General features: G+C 45.6%; 18 protein-coding genes, 1 tRNA gene and 1 CRISPR repeat array. Of the genes, 17 read left to right on the top strand and 2 right to left on the bottom strand.

Going from position 1 to position 25,535, the window contains the following annotated elements; translation table 11 throughout:
• Positions 1-45: 45 nt before the first annotated feature.
• The 4 genes from DWY63_RS14545 to DWY63_RS14530 all read left to right on the top strand — a co-directional run bounded on the left by DWY63_RS14545 (position 46) and on the right by DWY63_RS14530 (position 6,850).
• Entirely contained in the window at positions 46-717 is a 672-nt protein-coding gene (locus tag DWY63_RS14545; RefSeq protein ID WP_117802507.1) for a phosphatase PAP2 family protein, read from the top strand.
• A 246-nt stretch (positions 718-963) separates the two neighbouring features.
• Positions 964-4,761, top strand: a complete 3,798-nt coding sequence (locus DWY63_RS14540) for a phosphoribosylformylglycinamidine synthase (RefSeq protein WP_117802506.1) — start codon at positions 964-966, stop codon at positions 4,759-4,761.
• Positions 4,762-5,040: 279 nt separating this feature from the next.
• Positions 5,041-5,568: an RNA polymerase sigma factor gene (locus DWY63_RS14535; RefSeq protein ID WP_158568381.1), complete on the top strand. Its 528-nt coding sequence runs from the start codon at positions 5,041-5,043 to the stop codon at positions 5,566-5,568.
• 223 nt (positions 5,569-5,791) lie between these two features.
• Entirely contained in the window at positions 5,792-6,850 is a 1,059-nt protein-coding gene (locus DWY63_RS14530; protein WP_117802504.1) for a lactonase family protein, read from the top strand.
• An 84-nt stretch (positions 6,851-6,934) separates the two neighbouring features.
• On the opposite strand, the gene aroC is transcribed toward DWY63_RS14530, so the two are convergent.
• A complete protein-coding gene (gene aroC / locus DWY63_RS14525; RefSeq protein ID WP_117802503.1) occupies positions 6,935-8,041 on the bottom strand; it encodes a chorismate synthase in 1,107 nt (368 codons plus the stop codon).
• 218 nt (positions 8,042-8,259) lie between these two features.
• Between aroC and DWY63_RS14520 the strand changes: the two genes are divergently transcribed.
• The 3 genes from DWY63_RS14520 to DWY63_RS14510 are packed head-to-tail and all read left to right on the top strand — an operon-like array spanning position 8,260 to position 11,876.
• Positions 8,260-9,123, top strand: coding sequence for a hypothetical protein (locus tag DWY63_RS14520; RefSeq protein WP_117802502.1), 864 nt, complete (start codon positions 8,260-8,262; stop codon positions 9,121-9,123).
• A gap of 15 nt (positions 9,124-9,138) precedes the next feature.
• Positions 9,139-10,575 (top strand): pyruvate kinase, encoded by a 1,437-nt coding sequence (pyk, locus tag DWY63_RS14515; protein WP_117802501.1) that lies wholly within the window; start codon positions 9,139-9,141, stop codon positions 10,573-10,575.
• Positions 10,576-10,598: 23 nt separating this feature from the next.
• The gene (locus DWY63_RS14510) at positions 10,599-11,876 is read left to right on the top strand and encodes a diaminopimelate decarboxylase (RefSeq protein WP_117510246.1); all 1,278 of its coding nucleotides are present in this window, start codon (positions 10,599-10,601) and stop codon (positions 11,874-11,876) included.
• A gap of 157 nt (positions 11,877-12,033) precedes the next feature.
• On the opposite strand, the gene DWY63_RS14505 is transcribed toward DWY63_RS14510, so the two are convergent.
• Positions 12,034-12,116 (bottom strand) — tRNA-Leu (locus DWY63_RS14505).
• A 413-nt stretch (positions 12,117-12,529) separates the two neighbouring features.
• On the opposite strand from DWY63_RS14505, the gene cas9 reads away from it, so the two are divergent.
• The 10 genes from cas9 to DWY63_RS18205 all read left to right on the top strand — a co-directional run bounded on the left by cas9 (position 12,530) and on the right by DWY63_RS18205 (position 25,417).
• Positions 12,530-16,507: a type II CRISPR RNA-guided endonuclease Cas9 gene (gene cas9, locus DWY63_RS14500; protein WP_117802500.1), complete on the top strand. Its 3,978-nt coding sequence runs from the start codon at positions 12,530-12,532 to the stop codon at positions 16,505-16,507.
• Between the two features lie 11 nt (positions 16,508-16,518).
• Positions 16,519-17,370, top strand: coding sequence for a type II CRISPR-associated endonuclease Cas1 (gene cas1 / locus DWY63_RS14495; RefSeq protein ID WP_243001897.1), 852 nt, complete (start codon positions 16,519-16,521; stop codon positions 17,368-17,370).
• Positions 17,371-17,381: 11 nt separating this feature from the next.
• Positions 17,382-17,687, top strand: coding sequence for a CRISPR-associated endonuclease Cas2 (gene cas2, locus DWY63_RS14490; protein WP_117510243.1), 306 nt, complete (start codon positions 17,382-17,384; stop codon positions 17,685-17,687).
• Positions 17,684-18,358: a type II-A CRISPR-associated protein Csn2 gene (gene csn2 / locus DWY63_RS14485; protein ID WP_117802498.1), complete on the top strand. Its 675-nt coding sequence runs from the start codon at positions 17,684-17,686 to the stop codon at positions 18,356-18,358. Before cas2 ends, csn2 begins: the two co-directional genes overlap by 4 nt.
• Before the next feature lie 63 nt (positions 18,359-18,421).
• A CRISPR array of direct repeats spans positions 18,422-19,051; the repeat unit is 36 nt; unit sequence GTTTGAGAATGATGTAAAAATGTATGGTACTCAAAC.
• 225 nt (positions 19,052-19,276) lie between these two features.
• Positions 19,277-20,041 carry a type III pantothenate kinase gene (locus DWY63_RS14480; protein ID WP_117510241.1) on the top strand — a complete coding sequence of 255 codons (765 nt, stop codon included), beginning with the start codon at positions 19,277-19,279 and terminating at the stop codon, positions 20,039-20,041.
• Between the two features lie 79 nt (positions 20,042-20,120).
• Positions 20,121-20,507: a GntR family transcriptional regulator gene (locus tag DWY63_RS14475; RefSeq protein ID WP_117510240.1), complete on the top strand. Its 387-nt coding sequence runs from the start codon at positions 20,121-20,123 to the stop codon at positions 20,505-20,507.
• A gap of 16 nt (positions 20,508-20,523) precedes the next feature.
• Positions 20,524-22,998: an ATP-dependent Clp protease ATP-binding subunit gene (locus tag DWY63_RS14470; protein WP_117802497.1), complete on the top strand. Its 2,475-nt coding sequence runs from the start codon at positions 20,524-20,526 to the stop codon at positions 22,996-22,998.
• 103 nt (positions 22,999-23,101) lie between these two features.
• On the top strand, positions 23,102-23,515 hold the full coding sequence (locus tag DWY63_RS14465; RefSeq protein WP_055221437.1) for a hypothetical protein: 414 nt from the start codon (positions 23,102-23,104) through the stop codon (positions 23,513-23,515).
• Positions 23,516-23,588: 73 nt separating this feature from the next.
• The gene (gene radA / locus DWY63_RS14460) at positions 23,589-24,968 is read left to right on the top strand and encodes a DNA repair protein RadA (protein WP_117510238.1); all 1,380 of its coding nucleotides are present in this window, start codon (positions 23,589-23,591) and stop codon (positions 24,966-24,968) included.
• Positions 24,969-25,270: 302 nt separating this feature from the next.
• The gene (locus DWY63_RS18205; RefSeq protein ID WP_199607231.1) at positions 25,271-25,417 is read left to right on the top strand and encodes a hypothetical protein; all 147 of its coding nucleotides are present in this window, start codon (positions 25,271-25,273) and stop codon (positions 25,415-25,417) included.
• The last annotated feature ends 118 nt before the right edge of the window (positions 25,418-25,535 follow it).

The following is a 25,535-nucleotide window of genomic DNA, read 5'->3' as shown; positions in this document are numbered from 1 at the left end:
AGCAGGTTGAAGAGAAAAACCTCGTCAGAAAAGTGGAGGGAAACTATGAAGATAATAAAAAAATATAAGCATTTTCTTCCGGTAGTGGTTTATGGTATTTTCTATCTGAAATGTTTTCAATATCTGGAAACTCACATTACGAAAGGTTATCATCTGATTCATACTCCGTTTGATGATATGATTCCGTTCTGTGAGTTTTTTGTGATTCCTTATTTTATGTGGTTTGGATATATTGCATGGTCTGTCCTTTATTTCGGCTTCTGCAACAAGAACCGCAGAGAATATTATCAGCTGATTATCAACCTGGGAATCGGAATGACGGCGTTCCTCGTGATCTCCTATCTGTACCCGAACGGCCAGAACCTGCGCCCGACGGTATTCCCACGGGAGAACATTTTCACGGATCTGGTCAGAGGCCTTTACCTGACAGACACACCGACCAACGTATTCCCAAGTATTCACGTATATAATTCCGTAGCCGTAGCTGTTGCCGTAGAACACAGCGAGCAGCTCAAAAACCGCCCGGTATTCCGAAACGTCTGCCTGGGCCTGACGGTGCTGATTGTGTTTTCGACCATGTTTTTAAAACAGCACTCCGTATCGGATGTGTGCTGTGCGCTTGTTATGAATGCGGGAACCTGTATGCTGCTGTACCGGCCGGCAAAGGCGGGAAATGCATTGCGGACACGGGAGAAAAAAGCGAAATATAGAATGTAAAAACGGAAACGGACGGCCCGCGCACCAGAAAGTGCGCGGGCCTGACGGTTTAGGACGGGAGAGAATGGGTGATGAGTGGGATGGTAGTGCAGGAAAAATGAAATGCGTCCGTCTATTAAGAAACAAAACTTATAAAACATATAAGATATATTAATTTCATTTATAAAGATAAATATGCTATTCTGTAAGTAACGAAAGATTGTCCCGTTTTTGGGGGACTATGATTCAGACAAATGGAGGATAAAAATGAGTACAGTCAGACGCGTTTATGTGGAGAAAAAGCCGGAATTTGCGATTAAGGCGAAAGATCTGAAGCATGAAATCAAGCACTATCTGAACATCCAGACCGTAACCAACGTACGGGAGCTGATCCGGTACGATGTAGAAAATATCAGTGATGAGACATATGAGAAAGCATGTAAAGTAGTCTTTGCAGAGCCGCCGGTTGATATCTGCTATCAGGAAGATTTCCCGCGTGCAGAAGGTGCGAGAGTATTTTCCGTAGAATTCCTTCCGGGACAGTTTGATCAGAGAGCCGATTCTGCCGTACAGTGCGTGCAGTTCTTAAAAGAAGACGAGCAGCCGATCATCCGCTCCGCCGTTACGTATGTTATCGAAGGAGAGATGACTGATGAGCAGTTTGACGCAGTCAAAGCACACTGCATCAATCCAGTAGACTCCAGAGAGACAGGACTTGAAAAACCGGAAACCCTCGTGACAAAATTTGAAGAGCCGGCAGACGTCAAAATCTTCGACGGATTCATCGACATGCCGGAGGCAGAATTAAAAGCCCTGTACGATTCCCTCGGCCTTGCCATGACCTTCAAAGACTTCCTGCATATCCAGAACTACTTCCGCGGCGAAGAAAAACGCAATCCATCCATGACCGAGATCCGCGTACTCGATACCTACTGGTCCGATCACTGCCGCCATACCACCTTCTCCACCGAGCTTACCAACGTGACCTTCGGCGAAGGCGACTACTACGAGCCGATGAAAAAAAGCTACGACCGCTACTTAAGCGACCGTGAGGTACTCTACAAAGGCCGTGACGACAAATTCATCTGCCTTATGGACCTTGCCCTTCTGGCAATGAAAAAACTGAAATCCGAAGGAAAACTCGCAGATCAGGAAGAGTCTGATGAAATCAACGCATGCTCCATCGTCGTACCGGTAGATGTAGACGGAAAAGACGAAGAGTGGCTGATCAACTTCAAAAACGAGACCCACAACCACCCGACCGAGATCGAGCCGTTCGGTGGTGCAGCAACCTGCCTTGGCGGTGCAATCCGTGATCCGCTTTCTGGCAGAACCTATGTATATCAGGCAATGCGTGTGACCGGAGCCGCAGATCCGACCCGTCCGCAGAGCGAGACACTCGAAGGAAAACTTCCGCAGAAAAAACTCGTAAGAGAAGCAGCACACGGCTACAGCTCCTATGGAAACCAGATCGGTCTTGCAACCGGCTATGTCAAAGAAGTTTACCATCCGGACTACGTGGCAAAACGTATGGAGATCGGAGCTGTCCTTGGAGCAGCACCGCGCCGTGCCGTTGTCCGTGAAAATTCCGATCCGGGCGATATCATCATCCTGCTCGGCGGCCGTACTGGAAGAGACGGCTGCGGCGGTGCAACCGGTTCCTCCAAAGTACATACGACAGAATCCATCGAGACCTGCGGTGCAGAGGTACAGAAAGGAAACGCACCGACTGAGCGTAAACTGCAGAGACTGTTCCGCCGCGAGGAAGTCAGCCTTCTGATTAAAAAATGCAACGACTTCGGTGCAGGCGGAGTTTCCGTTGCCATCGGCGAGCTGGCACCGGGCCTTAAGATCAATCTGGACAAAGTACCGAAAAAATATGCCGGCCTCGACGGAACCGAGATCGCCATCTCCGAGTCCCAGGAGCGTATGGCCGTTGTCATCGACCCGAAAGACCGTGAGCAGTTCCTGAAATATGCCGCAGAAGAGAACCTGGAGGCAACCGAAGTTGCAGTCGTAACCGAGGACCCGCGTCTGGTACTCTCCTGGAGAGGAAAAGAGATTGTCAATATTTCCCGTGCATTCCTGGATACCAACGGAGCACACCAGGAGAATGATGTCTTCGTAGAGATTCCAAAAGCAGAGGACACCCCGTTAAAAAGAAGCGGTGACATTGCCGACGTGAAAGAAAAATGGCTGTCCACCCTGTCAGACCTCAACGCATGCTCCCAGAAAGGTCTTGTCGAGATGTTTGACTCCTCCATCGGAGCAGCCAGCGTGCTGATGCCGTACGGTGGAAAATATCAGCTGACTGAAACTCAGGCCATGGTTGCAAAAGTGCCGGTTCCGGATGGAAAAACCAACACCGTTACCATGATGAGCTACGGCTTTGATCCATACGTATCGAGCTGGAGCCCGTATCACGGAGCAGTCTATGCCGTAACCGAGTCCCTGTCCCGCATCGTGGCAGTCGGCGGCGATTACAGCAAAGTCCGCTTCACCTTCCAGGAATATTTCCGCAGAATGACTGAGGATCCGCACCGCTGGAGCCAGCCGTTCGCAGCACTTCTTGGTGCATACGACGCACAGATGGGCTACGGCCTGCCGTCTATCGGAGGAAAAGACAGTATGTCCGGTACCTTCAACCATATCGATGTACCGCCGACACTCGTATCCTTCGCGGTTGACGTTGCAAAATTAAAAGATGTAGTATCTCCGGAGCTGAAAAACACAGGAGACAAACTCGTGTGGATCCACCTTCCAGTCGATGCACATCTGCTTCCAGAGTACGAAGGCGTCATGGAAACCTACAGAAAACTGCATGAGGATATGCAGAACGGCCGTGTGAAAGCCGCTTATGTCGTAGACCGTCAGGGTATCGTAGCAGCCGTATCCAAGATGGCATTCGGTAATGCTCTCGGCGTAACCATCGAGCACAATGTAGACGAGAGAGATCTCTTTACTCCATATATTGCAGATCTGATCTGCGAAGTTCCGGCTGAAAAAGTCGGAGAGCTGGCAAGCACCTACACCGTCATCGGTGAAGTGACAGACAAACCGGTTCTTTCCTATAAAGACACCGAAATCACCATCCGCGAGGCCGTTTCCGCATGGAACAAACCGCTGGAAAAAGTATTCAAGACCGTATCCGGTGCAGAGCTTCCGGATGTAGATGCCCTGAATGTGGCAGCAGCAGACGAAAACGGAATTGTTGCAGACAGCTGCTATCAGGCAAAGAGCATCCACGTATGCTCCCACAAGCTGGCACAGCCGACCGTATTCATTCCGGTCTTCCCGGGAACGAACTGTGAGTATGACAGCACCAGAGCTTTCGAGCGTGCCGGTGCAAAAGTTATCACTCAGGTATTCAGCAACCTTTCCGCAGAAGACATCCGCGGTTCTGTCGATGCCTTTGAAAAAGCCATCAACCAGGCGCAGATCATCATGTTCCCTGGCGGATTCTCCGCAGGTGATGAGCCGGATGGATCAGCAAAATTCTTTGCAACCGCATTCCAGAATGCGAAGATCAAAGAAGCTGTTACCAAACTGCTGAATGAGAGAGACGGACTTGCCCTTGGTATCTGCAACGGATTCCAGGCACTGATCAAATTGGGACTCGTTCCGTACGGTGAGATTCTCGGACAGACGGAAGATTCCCCGACTCTGACCTTCAACACCATCGGACGCCATATTTCCAAGATGGTTTACACGAAGGTTGTGACCAACAAATCCCCATGGCTGGCAGGCGCCGAGCTTGGCGGTGTTTACACCAACCCGGCATCCCACGGAGAGGGACGTTTCGTAGCATCGAAAGAGTGGATCGACAAGCTGATGGCAAACGGCCAGATTGCAACCCGCTACTGCGATGTCAACGGAAACCTGACCAACGACGAGTACTGGAATGTCAACGGTTCCTACTGCGGAATCGAGGGTATCACCAGCCCGGACGGCCGTGTCTTTGGTAAGATGGCACACGCAGAGCGCCGCGACAACGGCGTAGCAGTCAACATCTACGGAGAGCAGGATCTGAAGATCTTTGAGTCCGGTGTTGCTTACTTTAAATAAAATAAAACCAAAATAGAAGATTCCCGCAGAGAGGAAGAAAGCTCCTTTCTGCGGGAATTTTTTTGTCAGAAACAGTAATTTCTGATTTCGAAAGAAAAAATTTGATTATGCGCCGCGGTGCAGTTATAACGCAATATTTTGCTTTATTAACAAAAGTAATAAGGTCAAATAGTAGAAATATTCTGAAAAAATGAAAGATTTCGATAGTCTCAACACATTACATATATGACGGGCCCGGAAGAGAAGGACAGCGAAATAACAGGAGGGAGAAAGAAGTGTATGAGACAAGAGGAGGAACGATTTTTTCAGATCATATTCGAGAAAAACAGTCATGTGCTGTTCCGTTATATCTGCGGTCAGTTGAACAATGACCGGGAGACGGCGAAGGATGTGCTGAACGATGTATGGGAGGTATTGGTGGTAAAATTTGAAACCGTTGCCGATCTCGAAGGAGAAGAGATGACGAAATGGCTGTTCTGTGTGGCAAAAAACAAGATCAAGAATCAGCGCAGAAAACATTATTATCAGAATGAAGTTTCCTATACACAGTATCAGAAAGAGAACAGAAATGAAGGGGAGGCGGCCGCGACAGCCGAGATTGAGGAACGAATGGTGATGCAGAACTGCATCCAGAACCTGAATCCGATGGATCAGCGCATTTTCTGGGGGAGAGCATATGGATTCAGCTACAAAGAGCTCAGCGGATTCTGCAAGAAAAGCGAGCAGGCGCTGCAGTGTCAGTACAGCCGCGCAATCAAGAAACTGCAGGGAATGATGAGTCAGGAAATCAGTCTGACGAGAGCGTAGAAAATGGAAATGGTATGCAGCGGAAACCTCAACTCTTACAATCTAAAAACAATAGAAATATCTAAAAAATTCTCAGCAGGAGAATATCCTGTGTCTAAAAATAAAGTGTTACCGTTTACATATCAAAAATCCGTTTTCCTCGTTGTCGTGGCGCGGAAATTGTGTTAAAATATTTTTAGAAAATTCACACGATGTGCGAGAAGGCAGAAAGGATGAAAACAACATGAAGGATGAGTACGTAGCCTATGTAGGCACTTATACCCATGGAAGCAGCATTGGTATTCATTTATATGATGTAAATGTAGAAGAAGGCACTCTGACAGAGCGAAAAGTCATACCGGTCAACAACTCTTCCCACATTGCCCGTTCCTTAAACGGCAAATACCTGTATTCGATTGCAGATGAAGGCGTTGCAGTGTTTGCAGTGGAGGATGACGGAGACCTGACCCCGATCAACAAAGTAGACATCGACGGCATGCGCGGCTGCTATCTGTCGGTGGACAAAACCGGAAGATACCTGTTCGTGGCAGGCTATCATGACGGAAAAGTAACCGTTGTACATACCCATAAGGACGGCCGCCTCGGAAGTCTGATGGACGGCGTGTTCCACAAGGGCCTTGGCAGTGTGGCAGAGCGTAACTTCCGCCCGCATGTCAGCTGTGTCGTTCCTACACCGGACAACAAATATGTCTGCGCAGTCGACAACGGCATTGACCAGATCAAAATGTACAAGCTGAACACACAGCGTGACCGCCTGAAACTGGTGGATATCCTGCGCTGTGAGCGTGAATCCGGTCCGAGAGAGATCGTTTTCAGTGAATCCGGAAAATACGCGTATGTCATTTACGAGCTGATGAACAAAGTCGATGTATTCAGCTACCGTGATACGGGAAACGGACCGGAATTTGAAAAACTGCAGTCGATCAGCACCACATCCGCGAACGTGGACCAGGCGCACGACGCTGCATCCGGCATGTGCCTTTCCCCGGATCACCACTACCTGTTTACTTCTACAGCCGGAGACAATACCGTAGCAATGTTCCATATCGACCCGGAGACCGGCTGCCTGGAGAAGAAGTTTGCACTTCCGATCAGCGGCGAATATCCAAAGGATATTGCAATGTTCCCGGACGGAAAACATATCGCAGTGGCAAACCATGAGTCCAACACGATCACAACATTTACCGTTGATTATGAGAAAAACGTGCTGGTTCAGAAAGGCCGCCCGATGGAAGTGGAGACGCCGAACTGTATTCTGATTACGAAAAAAGGCGTTCACTAAAAAAATAACGCAAAAATGCCTGCAGGAAGAACTGTATCCCGCAGGCATTTTTTGTGTTGAAGCCAGAAAGAAGCAGTCCGGCCTTTATTTCTCGTCCAGAGCCCAGACTTTCTTTACATTGTCCAGTTTGGCGCTCATGCCGACGAGCAGTGCGTCCGCCAGGACAAGAGCGGTCATGCATTCCACGACAACAACGGCGCGTGCAACGACGATCGGGTCGTGGCGGCCTTTGATTTCGATGGCAATGTTTTCACCATCTTTGTTGATGGTCTGCTGGGAAGCAGCAACGGACGGGGTCGGTTTGAAACCAGCCCGGACAACGATATCGCTTCCGTCGCTGATACCGCCTAAAATACCGCCGGCGTGGTTGGTCAGCTTGACAATGGAGCCGTCCGCATTTACATGGAAGGCATCGTTATTGGTAAGCCCGGTAGCTGTGCAGACCGAGAAACCGTCTCCGATTTCCACGCCTTTTACGGCGCCGATGGAGACGAGTGCTTTTGCAAGGTTGGCATCGAGCTTTTCAAACACCGGATCGCCGACACCGGCCGGCATATGGTGAACGACACATTCGACCACACCGCCGACGGAATTTTTTTCTGCCATGGCTTTTGTTAAAAGCTCGGAAGCCTTTTCGGCAGCCTCTGCATCCGGCATATTCAGGGCGTTATTCGCGATTTCAGCGGCATCAAAAGACTGGATTTCCACGTCACCGATGGAGCGGGTGTAGGCGGAAACGGTGATGCCAAGCTCAGAGAGCATTTTTAAGGCAATGGCACCTGCAGCCACGCGTGCGATCGTCTCGCGTCCTGAGGAGCGTCCGCCGCCGCGGTAGTCGCGGAAACCGTATTTTGCATCAAACGTATAGTCGGCGTGGCCCGGTCTGTAATAGGAAGCAATGTCGCTGTAATCTTTGGAATGCTGATCCTCATTCCATACCACCATGGAAATCGGGGTACCGGTCGTTTTTCCTTCGAAAGTGCCGGATAAAATCTGAACGGTATCGGATTCTTTCCGTTTTGTGGTAAAGCGGTTCTGTCCCGGCTTCCTGCGGTCGAGGTAAACCTGAATATCCTCCTCGGAAAGCGAAAGGCCGGCCGGCACTCCGTCCACAACAACGCCCACGCCTTTTCCATGAGACTCTCCCCAGGTGGTCGGTCTGAAGATGGTACCAAATGATGATCCTGCCATATATAAAGTCCTCCTGAATTTTTTCGTATATTTATAAAATAACTGGAAAAGATTTCTAATAAATTATACCGGAAAGTAAAACATTCGTAAAGCTCTTTTTCAGAGACGAAATTCACCGTTATACCGTTTGACAAACGAAAAGGCAGCACGTATAATGAGAATGTATTTTCGGGCAGTGAAAGCCGGTGAAATAAAACAAACAAAAAGGAAGAGTGTGCATGAATTTTTTAGACAAAATGGAGCGAAAATATGGGAGATATGCGTTAAGCCATCTGACGATGTACATTATCGTAACGTACATTGCGGGATATATCATTGCGCTTGCGGCTCCCATCATGAGACAGTATCTGACGCTGGAACCATACTATATTCTGCATGGCCAGATCTGGCGTCTGGTGAGCTGGATTCTGATTCCGCCGAGCAGTCTCGACATCTTTACGATTATTATGCTGTTTTTCTACTACTCAATCGGAACGAGTCTTGAAAGAGCCTGGGGAGATTTCAAATATAACGTTTATATCTTTTCGGGTATTCTGATGACGATCCTCGGTTCCTTCCTGCTGTATGGAATCGAGTACGCAGTGAAGGGGTATCCGGCGCTGATGGGAACTGCATTCAGCACCTATTATATCAGCCTTTCTATTTTTCTTGGCTTTGCGATCAGTTTTCCGGATATGCAGGTGCTTTTGTACTTTATTATCCCGATCAAGATCAAATGGCTGGCGTATCTTGACGTAGCACTTCTTGCTTATAGCATGATTACCAGCATTCTGAGCGGGAACTGGGCAGGATGTGTTGTTATTTTGTGTTCCCTGGCAAACGTCCTGGTGTTTTTCCTGATGACAAGAAAGGGAAAACATAACTCTTTCCGGCAGAACAGACGCAGGAAAGAATTTAAAAAAGCCGTATCAAGAGGAGAAGCCGAATACCGCAATCCAAATGGAATCACAAAACACAAATGTGCGATTTGCGGGCGGACTGAAAAGGATGATCCGAATCTGGAGTTCCGTTTCTGCTCCAGATGCAACGGAAATTATGAATACTGCCAGGATCACCTGTTTACGCATGAACATGTAAAATAAAGAAGGAGAGAAAGTATGAGAAGAACGAAAATTGTCTGCACCATGGGGCCAAATACCAACTCCCGTGACCTGATGAAAAAACTGATTGAAACCGGAATGGATGTTGCTCGTTTTAATTTTTCTCATGGAGACCACGATGAGCAGAAAATGCGTATGGATATGCTGAAAGAGCTTCGAAAAGAGCTGAAAACTCCTGTGGCAATCCTTCTGGATACCAAAGGACCGGAAATCCGTACCGGCGTTTTGAAAGATGGCAAAAAAGTAAATCTGGTAACCGGACAGACCTTCACCCTGACAACCGTTCAGGAGACCGGAGATGAAAATCACTGTTCTGTCAGCTACACAGGCCTTACGGAAGATATCAAAGAGGGAGACACAATACTGATCGATGATGGTCTGATCGGCCTGCGCGTAGAAAAAGTAAATGCACCGGAAATTGTCTGTACCGTAGTAAACGGCGGCGAGCTCGGAGAAAAAAAGGGTGTGAATGTACCAAACGTTTCGATCAATCTTCCGAACCTCACGGAGAAAGACAAAGGAGATCTTCTCTTTGGTATTGAACAGGATATTGATTTTGTAGCGGCTTCTTTTATCCGAAATGCAGAGGCAATTAACGAAATCCGTGAGTTTCTTGTGGCAAACGGAGGAGAGCATATTGATATCATTGCCAAAATCGAAAATGCGGAAGGTGTGCAGAACATCGACAGCATCATCGATGCGGCAGATGGTGTGATGGTTGCAAGGGGAGACCTTGGTGTAGAGATTCCGGCGTGCCAGGTACCGCATGTACAGAAAATCATCATTGAAAAATGCAATCATAAATACAAACCGGTTATCACAGCAACCCAGATGCTGGATTCCATGATCCGGAATCCGCGTCCGACCCGTGCAGAGGTAGCCGATGTTGCGAATGCAATTTATGATGGAACGGATGCGATCATGCTCTCCGGCGAAACAGCAGCCGGAAAATATCCGGTCGAGGCAGTTACCATGATGGGAGAGATTGCCGAGCAGACAGAGCGCTATCTGAAATTCGAAGATTACCGCGATGGAAAAGCGCTGGAAGGGAAACTGAATGTTTCCGCGGCAGTCGGAAGTGCAGCCGTTTCTATGGTAGAACACATCAAAGCAGCCTGCATTGTGACCCCGACGATGTCCGGTCAGACCGCAAGACTGATCTCAAACCTTCGTCCGAGCGTACCGATTTACGGCGTTACCCCATATGAATGGGCAAGAAGAAAAATGCAGCTCTACTGGGGCGTTCGTCCGGTGACCGGATACGAGGAAGATTCTACGGAGAACATCATTTCCCATGCTATGTATATGGTGCGCCGTGAGGAGCTTGTAGAACGCGGTGATATGGTTATTTTTACGGCCGGAGACCCTGCCACCAACGAGGTAACGGGTGAAGGATATATGACAAACATGCTTCACATTATTCAGGCAAAATAAGCAGAAGAAGGAGACAAAAGAGAATGACGAAGAAGCCTTTTGTAACAAAAGAAAAACTGGAAGAAATCGCAGCAGCAGTACCAACTCCGTTTCACATTTACGATGAAAAAGGAATTCGTGAGAATGCGAAAGCGGTAAAGGAAGCTTTTTCCTGGAATCCGGGATTTCGTGAGTATTTTGCTGTGAAAGCGAACCCAAACCCGACACTGATCAAAATGCTGGGTGAATATGACTGCGGATGCGACTGCTCTTCTTACACGGAGCTGATGCTTTCCGATGCGATGGGATTTGAGAAAGATAAAATCATGTTTTCATCCAACGTAACACCGGCTGCAGAGTATCAACTGGCTGCAGAGCTTGGTGCGATCATTAACCTTGATGATATTACACATATTGATTTTCTTGAGAAAACATTAGGCTACATTCCGAAGAAAATCTGCTGCCGTTATAACCCGGGCGGACTGTTTAAAATCAGCACCGATATTATGGACAATCCGGGAGATGCCAAATACGGTATGACAACCGAGCAGATTTTTGAGGCATTCCGCATTCTGAAGGCAAAAGGGGCAGAAGAGTTCGGCATCCATTCCTTCCTTGCAAGTAATACCGTAACCAACGATTACTACCCGGTTCTGGCAAAAACACTGTTTGAGCTGGCTGTAAAGCTGCAGAAAGAGACAGGCGTAAAAATCAAATTCATCAATCTTTCCGGCGGTGTCGGAATCCCGTACAAACCAGGTCAGGAAGGCAATGACATCCGCGTGATTGGTGAGGGTGTACATAAAGTGTACGATGAAGTCCTCGTTCCGGCCGGCATGGGCGATGTTGCAATTTATACGGAAATGGGCCGTTTCATGATGGGACCGTACGGCGGACTCGTTACGCGCGCAATCCATCAGAAACACATTTACAAAGAGTATATCGGCTGTGATGCATGCGCGGTCAATCTGATGCGGCCGGCAATGTACGGCGCTTACCACCACATCACGGTGATGGGAAAAGAAGATCAGCCGTGCGACCACAAATATGACGTAACAGGTTCCCTGTGCGAAAACAACGATAAATTCGCGATCGACCGCATGCTTCCGGAAGTGGAAGTCGGAGACCTCCTCTTCATCCACGACACCGGCGCACATGGATTTTCCATGGGATACAACTACAACGGAAAATTAAAATCTGCAGAGGTTCTGTTAAAAGAGGACGGCAGCTTTGAAGTCATCCGCCGCGCAGAAACCCCGAAAGACTATTTCGCTACACTGGATGGAACACCGGAGTATGAAAAGATGTTTGGAAATAAATAAGAGATAACAACAGTAAAACCCCTTTCAAAAAGAACCATGCGGCAGATGGCCGGTTCTTCGAAAGGGGTTTTCTTTCTTTTAAAAGCTGTTTTTTTGAAGGGAAGACAATAAAAAAAGATCTGCATCAACGTTCGTTTTTGCAGATCTTTTTTAGCTATGCCGCTGGCCGGACTCGAACCGGCACGGTTATTCACCGCTTGATTTTGAGTCAAGTGCGTCTACCAATTCCGCCACAGCGGCAGTGTTCGTAATCAGAACAAGATATATTTTACCATAAAAACAAGAAGGACGCAAGAGAAAAAAATGGAATAATTATCATAAAAACTTTCTAAAAAAGATTGACGAAAGGAAAAAATAGAAGTATAGTGTAGATAGTTTAGTACCATACTAAATTTTACATCATAAGTTCAAATAACGATTTATCGAAAACGCCATCGTTAGATGGTCCACAGTGTGTGGAACGAAAACTGTTGTCTTCATAGACAGCAGTTTTTTTGTTGTCTAAAATTAGAAATGAAACATGGTTATGATTCAGTACTGTGAGAACAGCAAGAACCAGGAAGTAGAATTGTTGAAAATAGGAAAGAAAAGATGTAAAAAATCAAAATATATGGTAAAATTAGATAAAATGTAGAAAATGGAGGAAAGAACAGATGAAAGGGGAATATTATCTCGGACTTGATATGGGAAGCAGTTCGGTTGGATGGGCTGTGACAAATGAGAAGTACGAAATTTTGCGCGCACATGGAAAAACACTTTGGGGTGTACGGCTATTTGACAGTGCACAGACTGCAGAAGAGAGAAGAGGGTTTCGGACAGCAAAACGAAGATTGGATCGTCGTAATTGGAGAATAGAATTGCTGCAGAAAATTTTTGCGGAAGAAGTAGAAAAGATAGATGATGGATTTTTTCGCAGAATGAAAGAGAGTCGTTACTGGCCAGAGGATAAGCGTGACAGGCAGGGAAAGTGTCCAGAACTTCCCTATGCATTGTTTGCGGATGATGATTACACAGACAAAGAATATCATAAACAGTTTCCAACCATCTATCATCTGAGAAAATGGTTAATGGAAACTGACGAAACGCCTGATATTCGCCTGATATATCTTGCTCTGCATCATATGATGAAACACAGAGGCCATTTTCTATTAAACGGAAATATCGAACAGGTAAGAGAATTTCAGACAACATTTGAACAGTTCCTTGAAGCAGTGAGGGCAGAAGAACTTGGCTTTTCTTCCGAGATTGGAGTGGAAAGAAGCAAGGAAATAGAGGCAATTTTAAAAGACCGAACATTGACCAAATCTGCGAAAAAGACAAAAGCAGTAAAAGCAATGCGGGCAGAAACATCCTGTGAAAAAGAGTGGCTGGGATTGATTACCGGTGGAACAGCAAAACTGGGAAATCTGTTTGGGGAAAAACAGATGGATACACTGGAACGGCCAAAACTTTGCTTCGCAGATGCAGGTTATGAAGAATACGCTGGAGAGATCGAAGCAGAGCTGGGAGAAAAATATGTATTAATTGAACACGCAAAAGCAGTGTACGATTGGGCTGTTCTGGCTGATATTTTGCAGAACTATTCTTCTCTTTCAGAGGCAAAAGTGGCACTTTATGAAAAGCATAAAAAGGATCTGAAAAATCTGAAAAAGCTGGTCAGAGAGAATCTTTCAAGGGAAGAATATCAGAGACTGTTTGCAAAAAAGGATGAAAAAGCTAATTATTATGCGTATATCAAGGCACCAAAACAATGTAGTCAGGAAGACTTTTACAGTTATCTGAAAAAGAATATTCTGGGCAAGATATCAGATGTGACGAAAGCATCCTGCATGCAGAAGGAAATGGAAATGGGAACGTTTCTTCCGAAACAGACTGTAAAAGACAACAGTGTCATTCCATATCAGATTCATTTATATGAATTAAATGCAATCCTGAAAAATCTGGAAGATAAAGTTCCGCTACTGAAAGAGAATGGAGAGAAGATTCAAAAGATTTTCACATTCCGCATTCCGTACTACGTAGGACCCTTAAACGGAATTCGAAAAAAAGGGGAGAAGAGTAACTGGGCGGTACGAAAAGAAGGCAAAATATATCCATGGAACTTCGATGAGATGGTAGATTTGGAAGCAAGTGCAGAGCAGTTTATTCGAAGAATGACGAATAAATGTACTTATCTGCCAAGTGAAGATGTTTTACCAAAGTATTCTCTGCTGTACAGCAAATACGAAGTTTTAAATGAATTAAATAATCTGCGTTTGGATGGAGAAAAGATATCTGTAGAGCAGAAACAGAAAATATATGAAGAAGTATTCCAGAAAAGCAGAAAAGTTACACAGAAAAAACTGAAAAACTATTTAGTGAAAGAAGGAATTACCGGAAAAGAAGTTGAAATTACCGGAATTGATGGTGATTTCAAGAGTTCTCTTACGGCATACCATGACTTTAAAGAGAAATTAACAAATTTGTCACTGAACCAGGCGGAAAAAGAATGCATCATCCTGAACGTAACGCTGTTTGGAGATGATAAAGCGATACTGAAACAGAGATTAAAGAAACTGTTTCCGGAGTTGACAGAAAAACAAAGAGACAGCATAAGTAAACTGCCGTATCGTGCTTGGGGAAGACTCTCAAAAGTGTTTTTGGAAGAGACGGAAGCACCGGCACCGGAAACGGGAGAGGCATGGTCTATTATTCGGGCTTTGTGGGAGACGAATGACAATCTGATGCAACTGCTTAGCGAAAAATATTTGTTTGCATCGGCAATCGAAGAAAAGAATGGAAACGAACAGAAAAAACGGGATATTTCGTATGAATTAGTCGAGGAACTTTACGTATCACCGGCAGTGAAGCGGCAGATTTGGCAGAGCCTTTTGATTGTAAAGGAAATCTGTAAAGTGATGGGAAACCCACCGAAACGTGTTTTTATAGAAATGGCAAGAGAGAAAACCGATCAGGGAAGAACCACTTCAAGAAAAAAGAAACTGCTGGAACTCTATAAAAAATGTAAAGCGGAAGAAAAAGACTGGATAGATGAGATTGAAAAGCGTTCCGATGCGGAAATGAGAAGAGACAAGCTGTATTTGTATTATACGCAAAAAGGAAAATGCATGTATTCCGGTGAAACAATTGAACTGGAGGAATTGTGGGATAATCAGAAGTATGACATTGATCATATTTTTCCACAGTCCAAAGTGATGGATGATAGCCTGGATAACCGGGTACTTGTAAAGAAAAAGTGTAATCAGATGAAAGAGGATAAATATCCGATCGATGAAACAGTTCGGAAAAAAATGCAGCCATTCTGGAAATCTTTAGTGGATGCCGGATTGATCAGTGAAGAAAAATATAAACGGCTGATAAGAGGAAATGGATTTGAACCGTCTGAATTGGCTGGATTTATTTCCAGGCAGCTGGTGGAAACTCGTCAGAGTACAAAAGCGGCAGCAAGTATTCTGCAGCAGGTGATCCCGGATACACAGATTGTTTATGTGAAAGCGCCAACCGTTTCAAAGTTCCATAAGGATTTTAAATTTCTGAAGGTACGGGAGATGAATGATTATCATCATGCGAAGGATGCTTATTTGAATATTGTCGTTGGCAACGCATATTTTGTAAAATTCACATCAAATCCGATTCACTTCATTAAGGAAAATCCGGGAAGAAGTTATAATCTGAAGAAGATGTTTGAACAGGAAAGAATTGAACGAAACGGAGAAATTGCCTGGGAAGGCGGGAACGGAACCATTGTGACAGTCCGAAAGTTTATGGAAAAGAACAACATTCTTGTGACGCGAAGATCGTATGAGGCAACAGGTGCATTGTTTGACCAGCAGATTGTCAAAAAAGGAAAAGGCCAGGTTCCGATCAAGAGCAGTGATGAACGGCTTTGTGATATACAGAAGTATGGAGGATATAACAAAGAGGCGGGAGCTTACTTTGTACTGGCAGAATCGGAGGGCAAAAAGGGAAAGAAAATACGAACAATCGAGTATGTGCCGATTCGTCTGAAAAAGGAAATTCAGAAGTCAGAAGAAAATATAATTCGGTATCTGGAAGAGGAAAGACAGTTAAAGAATCCGCGAGTGCTGGTGCCGGAAATCAAAATAGATACTCTGTTTTGTGTGGACGGATTTTATATGTGGGTTTCCGGAAGATCAGGGGATCAGCTATTGATGCAAGGTGCAAATCAGCTGGTACTTTCCCAGGAAGAAACAGAAATACTGAAAAAAATAGTACAGTACGTGGAACGTAAAAAACAGAATAAAGAACTGAAAATTTACGATTCCGACCATTTAGAAGAAAAGAAGGTGGTGATGCTGTATGAAACCTTTTTAAATAAATTAACAAATACGGTATATGCAAAAAAACTTGGAGCACAGGCAAAGACATTAACGGAAAAAAGAGAAAAATTTAAAGAATTATGCATAGAAGAAAAGTGTATCGTTTTGTATGAAATTTTACATTTTTTCCAGTGCCAGAGTGTTACCGCTGATTTGAAATTAATTGGAGGATCTGGAAGAGCAGGAATTTTGTATCTCAACAAAAATATAACCGATTGCAGTCGAATCGAAATGATTCATCAATCGCCAACCGGTATTTACGAGCAGGCAGTAGACCTGAATGCATTATGAGCTGGCGGATTGTGGTTATTTCCAAACGGGCAAAGCTGGACTATCAGCTTGGTTATCTTGTGGTACGAAATGAAGAAGTAACAAAAATACATTTAAGTGAAATCTCAACCATTCTGATTGAGTCAACAGCAGCAACAGTCACAACAAGTCTGCTGGCAGAGCTGACCAAAAAGAAAATAAAAGTGATTTTTTGCGATGAAAAGAGAAATCCATCGTCGGAACTGGTTGGGTATTACGGAAGTCATGATACCAGCAATAAAATCAGAAAGCAGATTCAGTGGAGCCGGCACAGTAAAGAAGCGATCTGGACAGAGATTGTGACGGAAAAAATACGAAAACAGAAGGAACTATTAAAAAATCTGGGAAAGGAAGAAGCGGGTCTGTTAGAATCATATTTACAGGAGATTGGCTGGAACGATGAGACAAACCGGGAAGGGCATGCGGCAAAGGTATATTTCAATGCGTTGTTCGGCATGACATTTACCAGAACTGCGGATTGTCCGGAAAATGCAGCGCTGAATTACGGATATAGCATTTTGTTGTCTGCGTTTGCGAGAGAAATTGTAGCGAGCGGTTATATTACACAGCTCGGACTCTTTCATGATAATATGTTTAATCAGTTTAATCTGGCGTCCGATTTGATGGAACCGTTCCGTGTTCTGATTGACCGGGAAGTAATCCAAATGCAGAGGAAAGAATTTACGCATGAGGAAAAAATACAGTTGGTCAATGTATTAAACAACGAAGTCATGATAGACGGGAAAACACAGTATGTGAATAATGCCATAAAAATTTACTGTAAAAGTGTATTTGATGCCTTAAATGAGAATGACAGTGCATTGATCCGGTTTTATGGCCTATGAGTTATCGTTTTATGAGAGTATTGGTACTGTTTGATCTTCCGGTGCTGACGGGCGATCAGAGAAGAGAATATGCGAGATTTCGAAAGTTTTTATTGAAAAGCGGATTCCTGATGCTCCAGGAATCCGTATACTGTAAGCTTGCGTTAAATACAACTGCAGTGAATGGAATCGTGGATCAGATTCATAAAAATAAGCCGGAAGAAGGTTTGGTACAGCTTTTAACGGTGACTGAGAAGCAGTATGCGAAAATGGATCTGATTGTTGGGAACGTAAAGAGTGAAGTGTTGAATACGGATGAAAGGCTGGTGATTTTATGAAACTGGTACATGTGGACTTGGAAAAACCTATTGCGATTCATCGGAACTGTCCCACGGAATGGATTATAGAATCACCGGAGCTGTTTTTAAAATATGTGGAGCAGCTGCAAAAACAAAATCAGGGAGAGGAGGGAAATTTCGTACTTTCTAAAGCTGACACAGAGCTGAATATGAAAAGAGATGTGGAATTAATATTAACGCCATTTTCTCTTGATTTTGCGGATCACAGAATACAAAAACGGTTATTTACAGAGCTGGTCAAAAGTGCGCAAAATGAAGAAATGTTTCTTGAAACACAGAGAATTATTGCGGAACTGAAGAAATACATCTATCAATTGGAAGCTGTCAGTTGGTACGAATTGGAACAAAATGAGGAAATCGATTTGAGCGCACTCCTAAAATTGATGGGAGTTCAGACAGAAACCGAAAAAGAGATGGGGCTTCTGGAAAAATTGACGCAATATATCAAAGTTATGGCCGAACTTCTCCAAAAAGAACTGGTGATTCTGATAAATATTCGGTCCTATCTGAACGAAACACAAATAAACAAACTCTCCCAAATGGCATGCTACTATGAAATATCCTTGCTTTTCATAGAAAATATACAAAGGGACTTTTCGAATCAGAGAGAATATTATATAATTGACAAAGATGGATGTGATGTCTATTAATATCCATCGGATGTTTGAGTATCTGTTTTGTGCAGATGAAAGCAGTTCATTTTTAAATTTGAGGTTTGAGAATGATGTAAAAATGTATGGTACTCAAACAGGTTCTAATATTATTCCGCTTGCAGGAAAGTTTGAGAATGATGTAAAAATGTATGGTACTCAAACGAAAAAGCGCTTCACGAAAGAGTTAAGCGTGTTTGAGAATGATGTAAAAATGTATGGTACTCAAACGTAAGCACTGGCGGCTCCTACGGAATACCAGTTTGAGAATGATGTAAAAATGTATGGTACTCAAACGGTAAAAAGTCTTCATACCGTCACCTTCACGTTTGAGAATGATGTAAAAATGTATGGTACTCAAACCGATGATGCGTCGATTCCTCCTGCCAGTGAGTTTGAGAATGATGTAAAAATGTATGGTACTCAAACTTCAGTGTCACGGCGTCGTGCGTCTGCTGGGTTTGAGAATGATGTAAAAATGTATGGTACTCAAACTTATACATCTGTTATACATTGTTAGTGTTAGTTTGAGAATGATGTAAAAATGTATGGTACTCAAACACTGTAAGCGCACCTGGTACCGGACTGAGCGTTTGAGAATGATGTAAAAATGTATGGTACTCAAACTTTCCACCTCCCCTAAATCTGTAAGTAATGGTTTGAGAATGATGTAAAAATGTATAGTACTCAAACATTTTCAGGGCAAATTCTGCTAAATCGTACGTTTGAGAATGATGCAAAATTTATTTTTGTGAACAACAAGAATAGATAATTCAAAATGAAATATTCAGAAGACAGTATGAAATCGACTTAATTGTCTTTTTCTTGCTGTCTTTTTCCTTGTCTCAAAGCGCCGCACCATGTATAATAAAACCACAAGAATTTCATTTCATAGTTTTTACAGGAGGAACCTGAATCATGATCCTTGCAATAGACATCGGCAACACGAACATCGTCCTTGGGTGTGTGGAAGGGAAAAAAACATACTTCATCGAAAGACTCTCCACGGACAAGGCAAAAACAGAGCTGGAATACGCAGTCAGCCTGAAAAATGTACTGGAACTGTATGAGATTCCGGTGGAGCAGATCGAAGGAGGTATCATCTCTTCCGTTGTTCCGCAGGTGACAGAGCTCTGCCGGAGTGCGGCAGAAAAAGTGATTAAAAAGCCGGTCAAAGTTGTCGGCCCCGGTGTGAAGACCGGACTTAATATCAAACTGGACGACCCCGCAACGGCAGGAAGCGATCTTGTTGTTGTAGCAGTAGCAGCGCTGAATGAATACACATGTCCGCAGATTGTTATCGATATGGGAACTGCCACGACGATGAGTGTACTTGATCAGAAAGGAAGCTTCATCGGAGGCGTGATTCTTCCGGGACTTCGTACTTCGCTGGATGCTCTCGTATCAAATGCCGCGCAGCTTAGCCAGACCAGTCTGACAGCACCGAAAAAAGTCATTGGCAAAAATACGCTGGACTGTATGAAAGGCGGTATGATTTATGGAAACGCTGCCAGCATCGACGGCATGATCGAACGGATGGAAGAAGAACTTGGCTGCAAATGCACGATTGTGGCTACCGGAGGTCTGGCGAAAGCTGTGATTCCGCACTGCAGACATGACATCATCATCGATGAGAATCTGCTCCTGAAAGGTCTTCAGATCATCTACGAGAAAAACAGGTAGGGAAACCGTTTGTTGACAAAGTTTGCGAATTGTTATAACATATGTATAACAAAACGATACGAGAAAGCAGGGTGTAACTATGTATTATGAGACAATACAGATCGATTTCAACAGCGATGAAGCGATCTATATCCAGCTGAGAAATCAGATTATTCTGGGTATTGCCACTTCCAGAATTCAGGAAGGAGATACTCTACCTTCGGTAAGACAGCTCGCAGACAATATCGGAATCAACATGCATACCGTAAATAAGGCCTACAGCGTACTCCGGCAGGAGGGGCTTCTTTCGATTGACCGAAGAAAAGGAGCCGTTATCTCTATCGATGCGGATAAACTGTATGCCATGCAGGAACTGCGCGAAGATCTGCAGGTGATTCTTGCAAAAGCCGTCTGCAAAAATATATCAAAAGAAGAAGTACATCAGCTTGTAGATGAAATTTACAGCAATTACGCAGACGAAACATGAAGGAGACAATAGTATTATGAGAGAAGGATATACCAGTCAGGCAAAAAAAGCACTGGCATATGCGGTTAGGACAGCTGAAAAATGTGGACATAATTACGTAGGAACCGAACACCTTCTGATCGGACTTCTGAACGTGGAGGATGGCACAGCAGGCATGGTGCTTTCTGAGTTTCACGTAGATGCCGGACAGCTTACCGAACTGATTGACCGTCTGATTGCACCAGGCGGAAACACCGTGACCGAATCCCGACCGGGCTATACTCCGCGGGTACGCAGAGTGCTTGAAAATGCAGAAGCGGAGGCAGCGCGTTTTAAGAGCAGAGCTGTGGGAACCGAGCATTTGCTGATCGCAATCTTAAAAGAAAGTGACTGTGTTGCTACCCGTTTGCTTTTTACCATGGGGATCAACATTCAGAAACTATATGGAGCAATCCTTACTGCCATGGGCGAGGCACCGCTGCAGGGCGGTGCAAGCGGAAATGCAAATACCGGCCGCGGATCGCAGACAAGAGGTGGAGCGCAGACCAGCGAAACGCCGGCACTGGACCAGTACAGCCGGGATCTGACTGAGCTTGCGCGCGAAGGAAAACTCGATCCGGTTGTCGGCCGTGGGCAGGAAATTGAGCGTGTCATTCAGATCTTAAGTCGCCGGACAAAAAACAACCCGTGTCTGATCGGAGAGCCGGGTGTCGGAAAAACGGCGATTGCGGAAGGTCTGGCGCAGCGGATTGCCCTTGGCATTGTGCCGGAAACGATCCGCGATAAGCGAGTTGTTGTCCTTGACCTTTCCGGAATGGTAGCCGGAAGCAAATACCGCGGTGAGTTCGAAGAGCGTATCAAACGTGTCGTCAAAGAAGTGACGGACAATGAAAATATTCTGCTGTTCATCGATGAACTTCACACCATCATCGGGGCCGGCGGTGCAGAGGGAGCACTCGATGCATCCAATATCTTAAAACCGTCCCTTTCCCGCGGAGAAATTCAGCTCATCGGTGCAACCACGCTCGAAGAATACCGTAAATACATCGAAAAAGATGCCGCATTGGAGCGCCGTTTCCAGCCGGTCAAAGTAGAAGAACCGACGGAAAGCGAAGCACTTGATATCTTAAAAGGCCTGCGCCCATACTACGAACGCCACCACGGCGTGGAAATCACCGATGAAGCACTGGAAGCAGCCGTAAAAATGAGCGTCCGCTACATCAACGACCGTTTCCTGCCGGATAAAGCCATCGATCTGATCGATGAGGCATCCGCAGGCGTACAGCTCGCCGGCTACCAGGTGCCGGACAACATGGCAAAAGAGGAGCAGACACTGTTCGAAGTACAGAAAGAAAAAGAATCCGCGATCAGTGCCGGCGATTTTGAGCAGGCAAAAGAACTGCAGGCGCGCCAGCAGGAGCTCGAAAAAGATCTGGAGCAGATCCGAAAACGCTTTGAACGCCGTTGCAAAAACAAAAAACTGCAGGTAACAGAAGAAGAAATCGCAAAAACCGTATCCACCTGGACGAAAATTCCGGTACAGCGTCTCGCGGAAGGAGAATCGAAACGTCTGGCAAGACTGGAGCAGACACTCCATAAACGCGTTGTCGGCCAGGAAGAAGCCGTGACAGCTGTGGCAAAAGCCGTAAAACGAGGCAGAGTCGGATTAAAAGACCCGAACCGTCCGACAGGATCCTTCCTGTTTCTTGGACCGACCGGTGTCGGAAAAACAGAACTTTCCAAAGCACTCGCCGAGGCAGTTTTCGGTACAGAGCAGGCCCTGATCCGCGTCGACATGTCGGAGTACATGGAGAAACACAGCGTCTCCAAACTGATCGGATCCCCTCCGGGATACGTCGGCTACGAGGAAGGCGGCCAGCTCTCCGAAAAAGTGCGCCGCAACCCGTACAGTGTGATCCTGTTTGACGAGATCGAAAAAGCGCACCCGGATGTCTTCAACATTCTGCTGCAGGTGCTTGATGATGGCCATATCACCGACGCGCAGGGCAGAAAAGTTGATTTCAAACAGACCTGCATTATCATGACATCCAATGCCGGAGCACAGAACATTGTAGCGCCGAAACGCCTTGGATTCCTTTCGACAGAAGATGAGCGGAAAGACTACGAATACATGAAGGGCCAGGTGATGGAAGAAGTCAAACGGATGTTTAAGCCGGAATTCCTGAACCGAATCGACGAGATTATTGTATTCCATCAGCTTACCAAGGCGGATATGAAGAAGATTCTGCAGATTCTGCTCAAAGATCTGGAGCGCCGCTGCAAGGAGCAGATGGACATTGAATTGAAAGTCCGTGACACCGTGAAAGAATATCTCGTGGAAAACAGCTTCGACAGCAAGTACGGTGCCCGCCCGTTAAAACGCGCGATCCAGAGCAAAATTGAGGATCCGCTCGCAGAAGCCATCCTGAACGGAGAAGTGAAAAAAGGCGATACCGTTGCGGCTGGAATGAATAAGAAAGAGATTACATTTAAGGTTCTTGAGAAAAAATAATATAAAATTCCATAAATTATATGGTAAAATCTTTTTGATTATGGTATGATTTTCACAAAGAAACGAAACACCACAAAAGACAAGACCAGGAGGGCATTTACAAATGTCAGTAGTAAAAGAATTAATCCGCACAGAGGCAGACGGAGGCATCAGCTTCGGAGATTATGAGCTTGCGGCAAAGGCAAAAAAATCTGATTTTGAGCACAGAGGAGATCTGTATAAAGTAAAAACCTTTAAGGAAATCACAAAGCTGGAGAGAAACGGACTGTTCGTATACGAATCCGTTCCGGGAACCGCAGTTACCGATCTGAACGTATTCGACGACGGCATGACCTTCAAAGTAGAAGGACCGGAGGATGCACAGATCACCGTTGAAATGGAAGCAGAGACCGAATACAAGGTGCTGCTCGACGGCGTAAACGTTGGCCACATGACCACAAACCTCGGCGGAAAACTTTCCTTCAGCGTAGAGCTGGAAAAAGCAGAGGATGTAGCAGTAGAAATCGTAAAAGCATGATGAAATAAGAAAAGAAGGCTGTCGCAGAACGTGTGCGGCAGCTTTTTTTGACAATTATAAGGGAGACACAACTATGGCAAAAGCAAAAAAAACCGCCTTTTTCTGCCAGAACTGCGGATATGAGTCAGCAAAATGGATGGGCCAGTGTCCGGCGTGCAGAGAATGGAACACGTTTGTGGAGGAACCGACAGCGGCCAAAACACCGGCGGGAACGCAGGGGATCGGAAACCACAGCGCGGCGGGCAGAAAGCCGGTTCATCTGACGGAAATTTCAACAGGAAAAGAGGAGCGCATCCCGACGGGAATCGGAGAACTCGACCGGGTGCTCGGCGGAGGAATCGTGCCGGGTTCCCTGACACTGGTCGGCGGCGATCCGGGAATTGGAAAATCCACACTCCTTCTGCAGGTGTGCCGCATGCTGTCCACAGCAGGACATCAGGTTTTATATATTTCCGGTGAGGAGTCCCTGCGTCAGATCAAACTGCGCGCTGTGCGGATCGGAGAATTTAACGAAAATCTGTCCCTGCTCTGCGAGACGAATCTTGATATCATCCGCGCCGTCATGGAAAAAGAGAAGCCGGAGATGGCCGTCATCGACTCGATCCAGACCATGTACAACGAGGAGGTCAGCTCCGCGCCGGGCAGTGTATCCCAGGTCCGGGAATCGACGAATGTGCTGATGCAGATTGCAAAGGGAATGGGGATTTCGATCTTTATCGTCGGTCATGTGACAAAAGACGGTAATGTGGCCGGCCCGCGTGTGCTGGAACACATGGTAGATACCGTGCTGTACTTCGAGGGCGACCGTCATGCGTCTTACCGGATTCTGCGCGGCGTCAAAAACCGTTTTGGTTCTACAAATGAGATCGGCGTCTTCGAAATGCAGACAGAGGGACTCGTGGAAGTGAAAAATCCATCGGAGTACATGCTGAACGGACGGCCGGAGGGAGCTTCCGGTTCGGTTGTCGCATGCTCCATGGAGGGAACGCGCCCGATCCTGATCGAGATTCAGGCACTGGTCTGCCACAGTAATTTCGGAATCCCGCGCCGCACCGCAGCAGGATGCGATTTCAACCGTGTGAACCTGCTGATGGCAGTGCTGGAAAAACGCGCAAGAGTCAATCTTTCGACAAGCGATGCCTACGTCAACATCGCAGGCGGAATCAAGATGAATGAGCCGGCGATCGATCTTGGCATCGCACTTGCCGTCGTATCGAGCTACAAAGATCAGGTGATCGATGAGAAAACGGTCGTATTTGGCGAGGTCGGCTTAAGCGGTGAGGTCCGCGCCGTCAGCATGGCGGAACAGCGTGTACTGGAAGCAAAAAAACTGGGCTTCGAGCGGGTGATTTTACCTGCTGTCTGCATGAAGTCCGTGGAGAAAATCGGTGGAATCGCACTGATTCCGGTGGAAAATATTCAGGATGCGATTCTGCGCGTGGGGAAAAATTAGAAGGAAGTTGTGGAAAAAGGACCGGCGTGTGATGCGTACGGTCTTTTTTAAAAAATTCAGATAAAATATAAAATATGCAGAATTAACTATATTTTTCTAAAAATAAGAAAATTCGAAAAAGGGTGTTGACTTTTGCTTTGGGCGGTGTTATTATAACTAAGCTGTCAGCGAGAGCTGATGCGAATGAGTTCCTTTGAAACAGAAAAACCTAGTTCGGAGCCGGGTGGCTGCCGCGGGTTACAAAAACTGCTTCAAAAAAACTTGAAAAAAAGTTCTTGACAAAAGCGAATGAGTTTGATAAAATGAACGAGTTGCTGATCGAGAGAACAGCAAAGAAGTTCGAAAGAGCTTTAAAAAATAAATTAAAAAAGTTCTTGACAAACGAAAAGTTCTGTGATAAAATAAACGAGCTGATCCGAGTCGGGACAGCAGAGATCCTTGATAATTAAACAGTGAAACACATCCTCGAAAGTTCTGAATAAGTAATTCAAAACGATCGAAAGATCCTTTAAAACAGTAAAAGGGATAAATTAGCTAGTATGTTGATTTTGAACTTGGAACAAATCT

Origin of the sequence: Blautia sp. AF26-2, from assembly GCF_003460955.1 — a bacterium.
Classification (GTDB): domain Bacteria; phylum Bacillota; class Clostridia; order Lachnospirales; family Lachnospiraceae; genus Fusicatenibacter; species Fusicatenibacter saccharivorans.
Note: the sequence above shows the minus strand (reverse complement) of the source record. Positions and strands in the feature narration are given on the sequence as shown.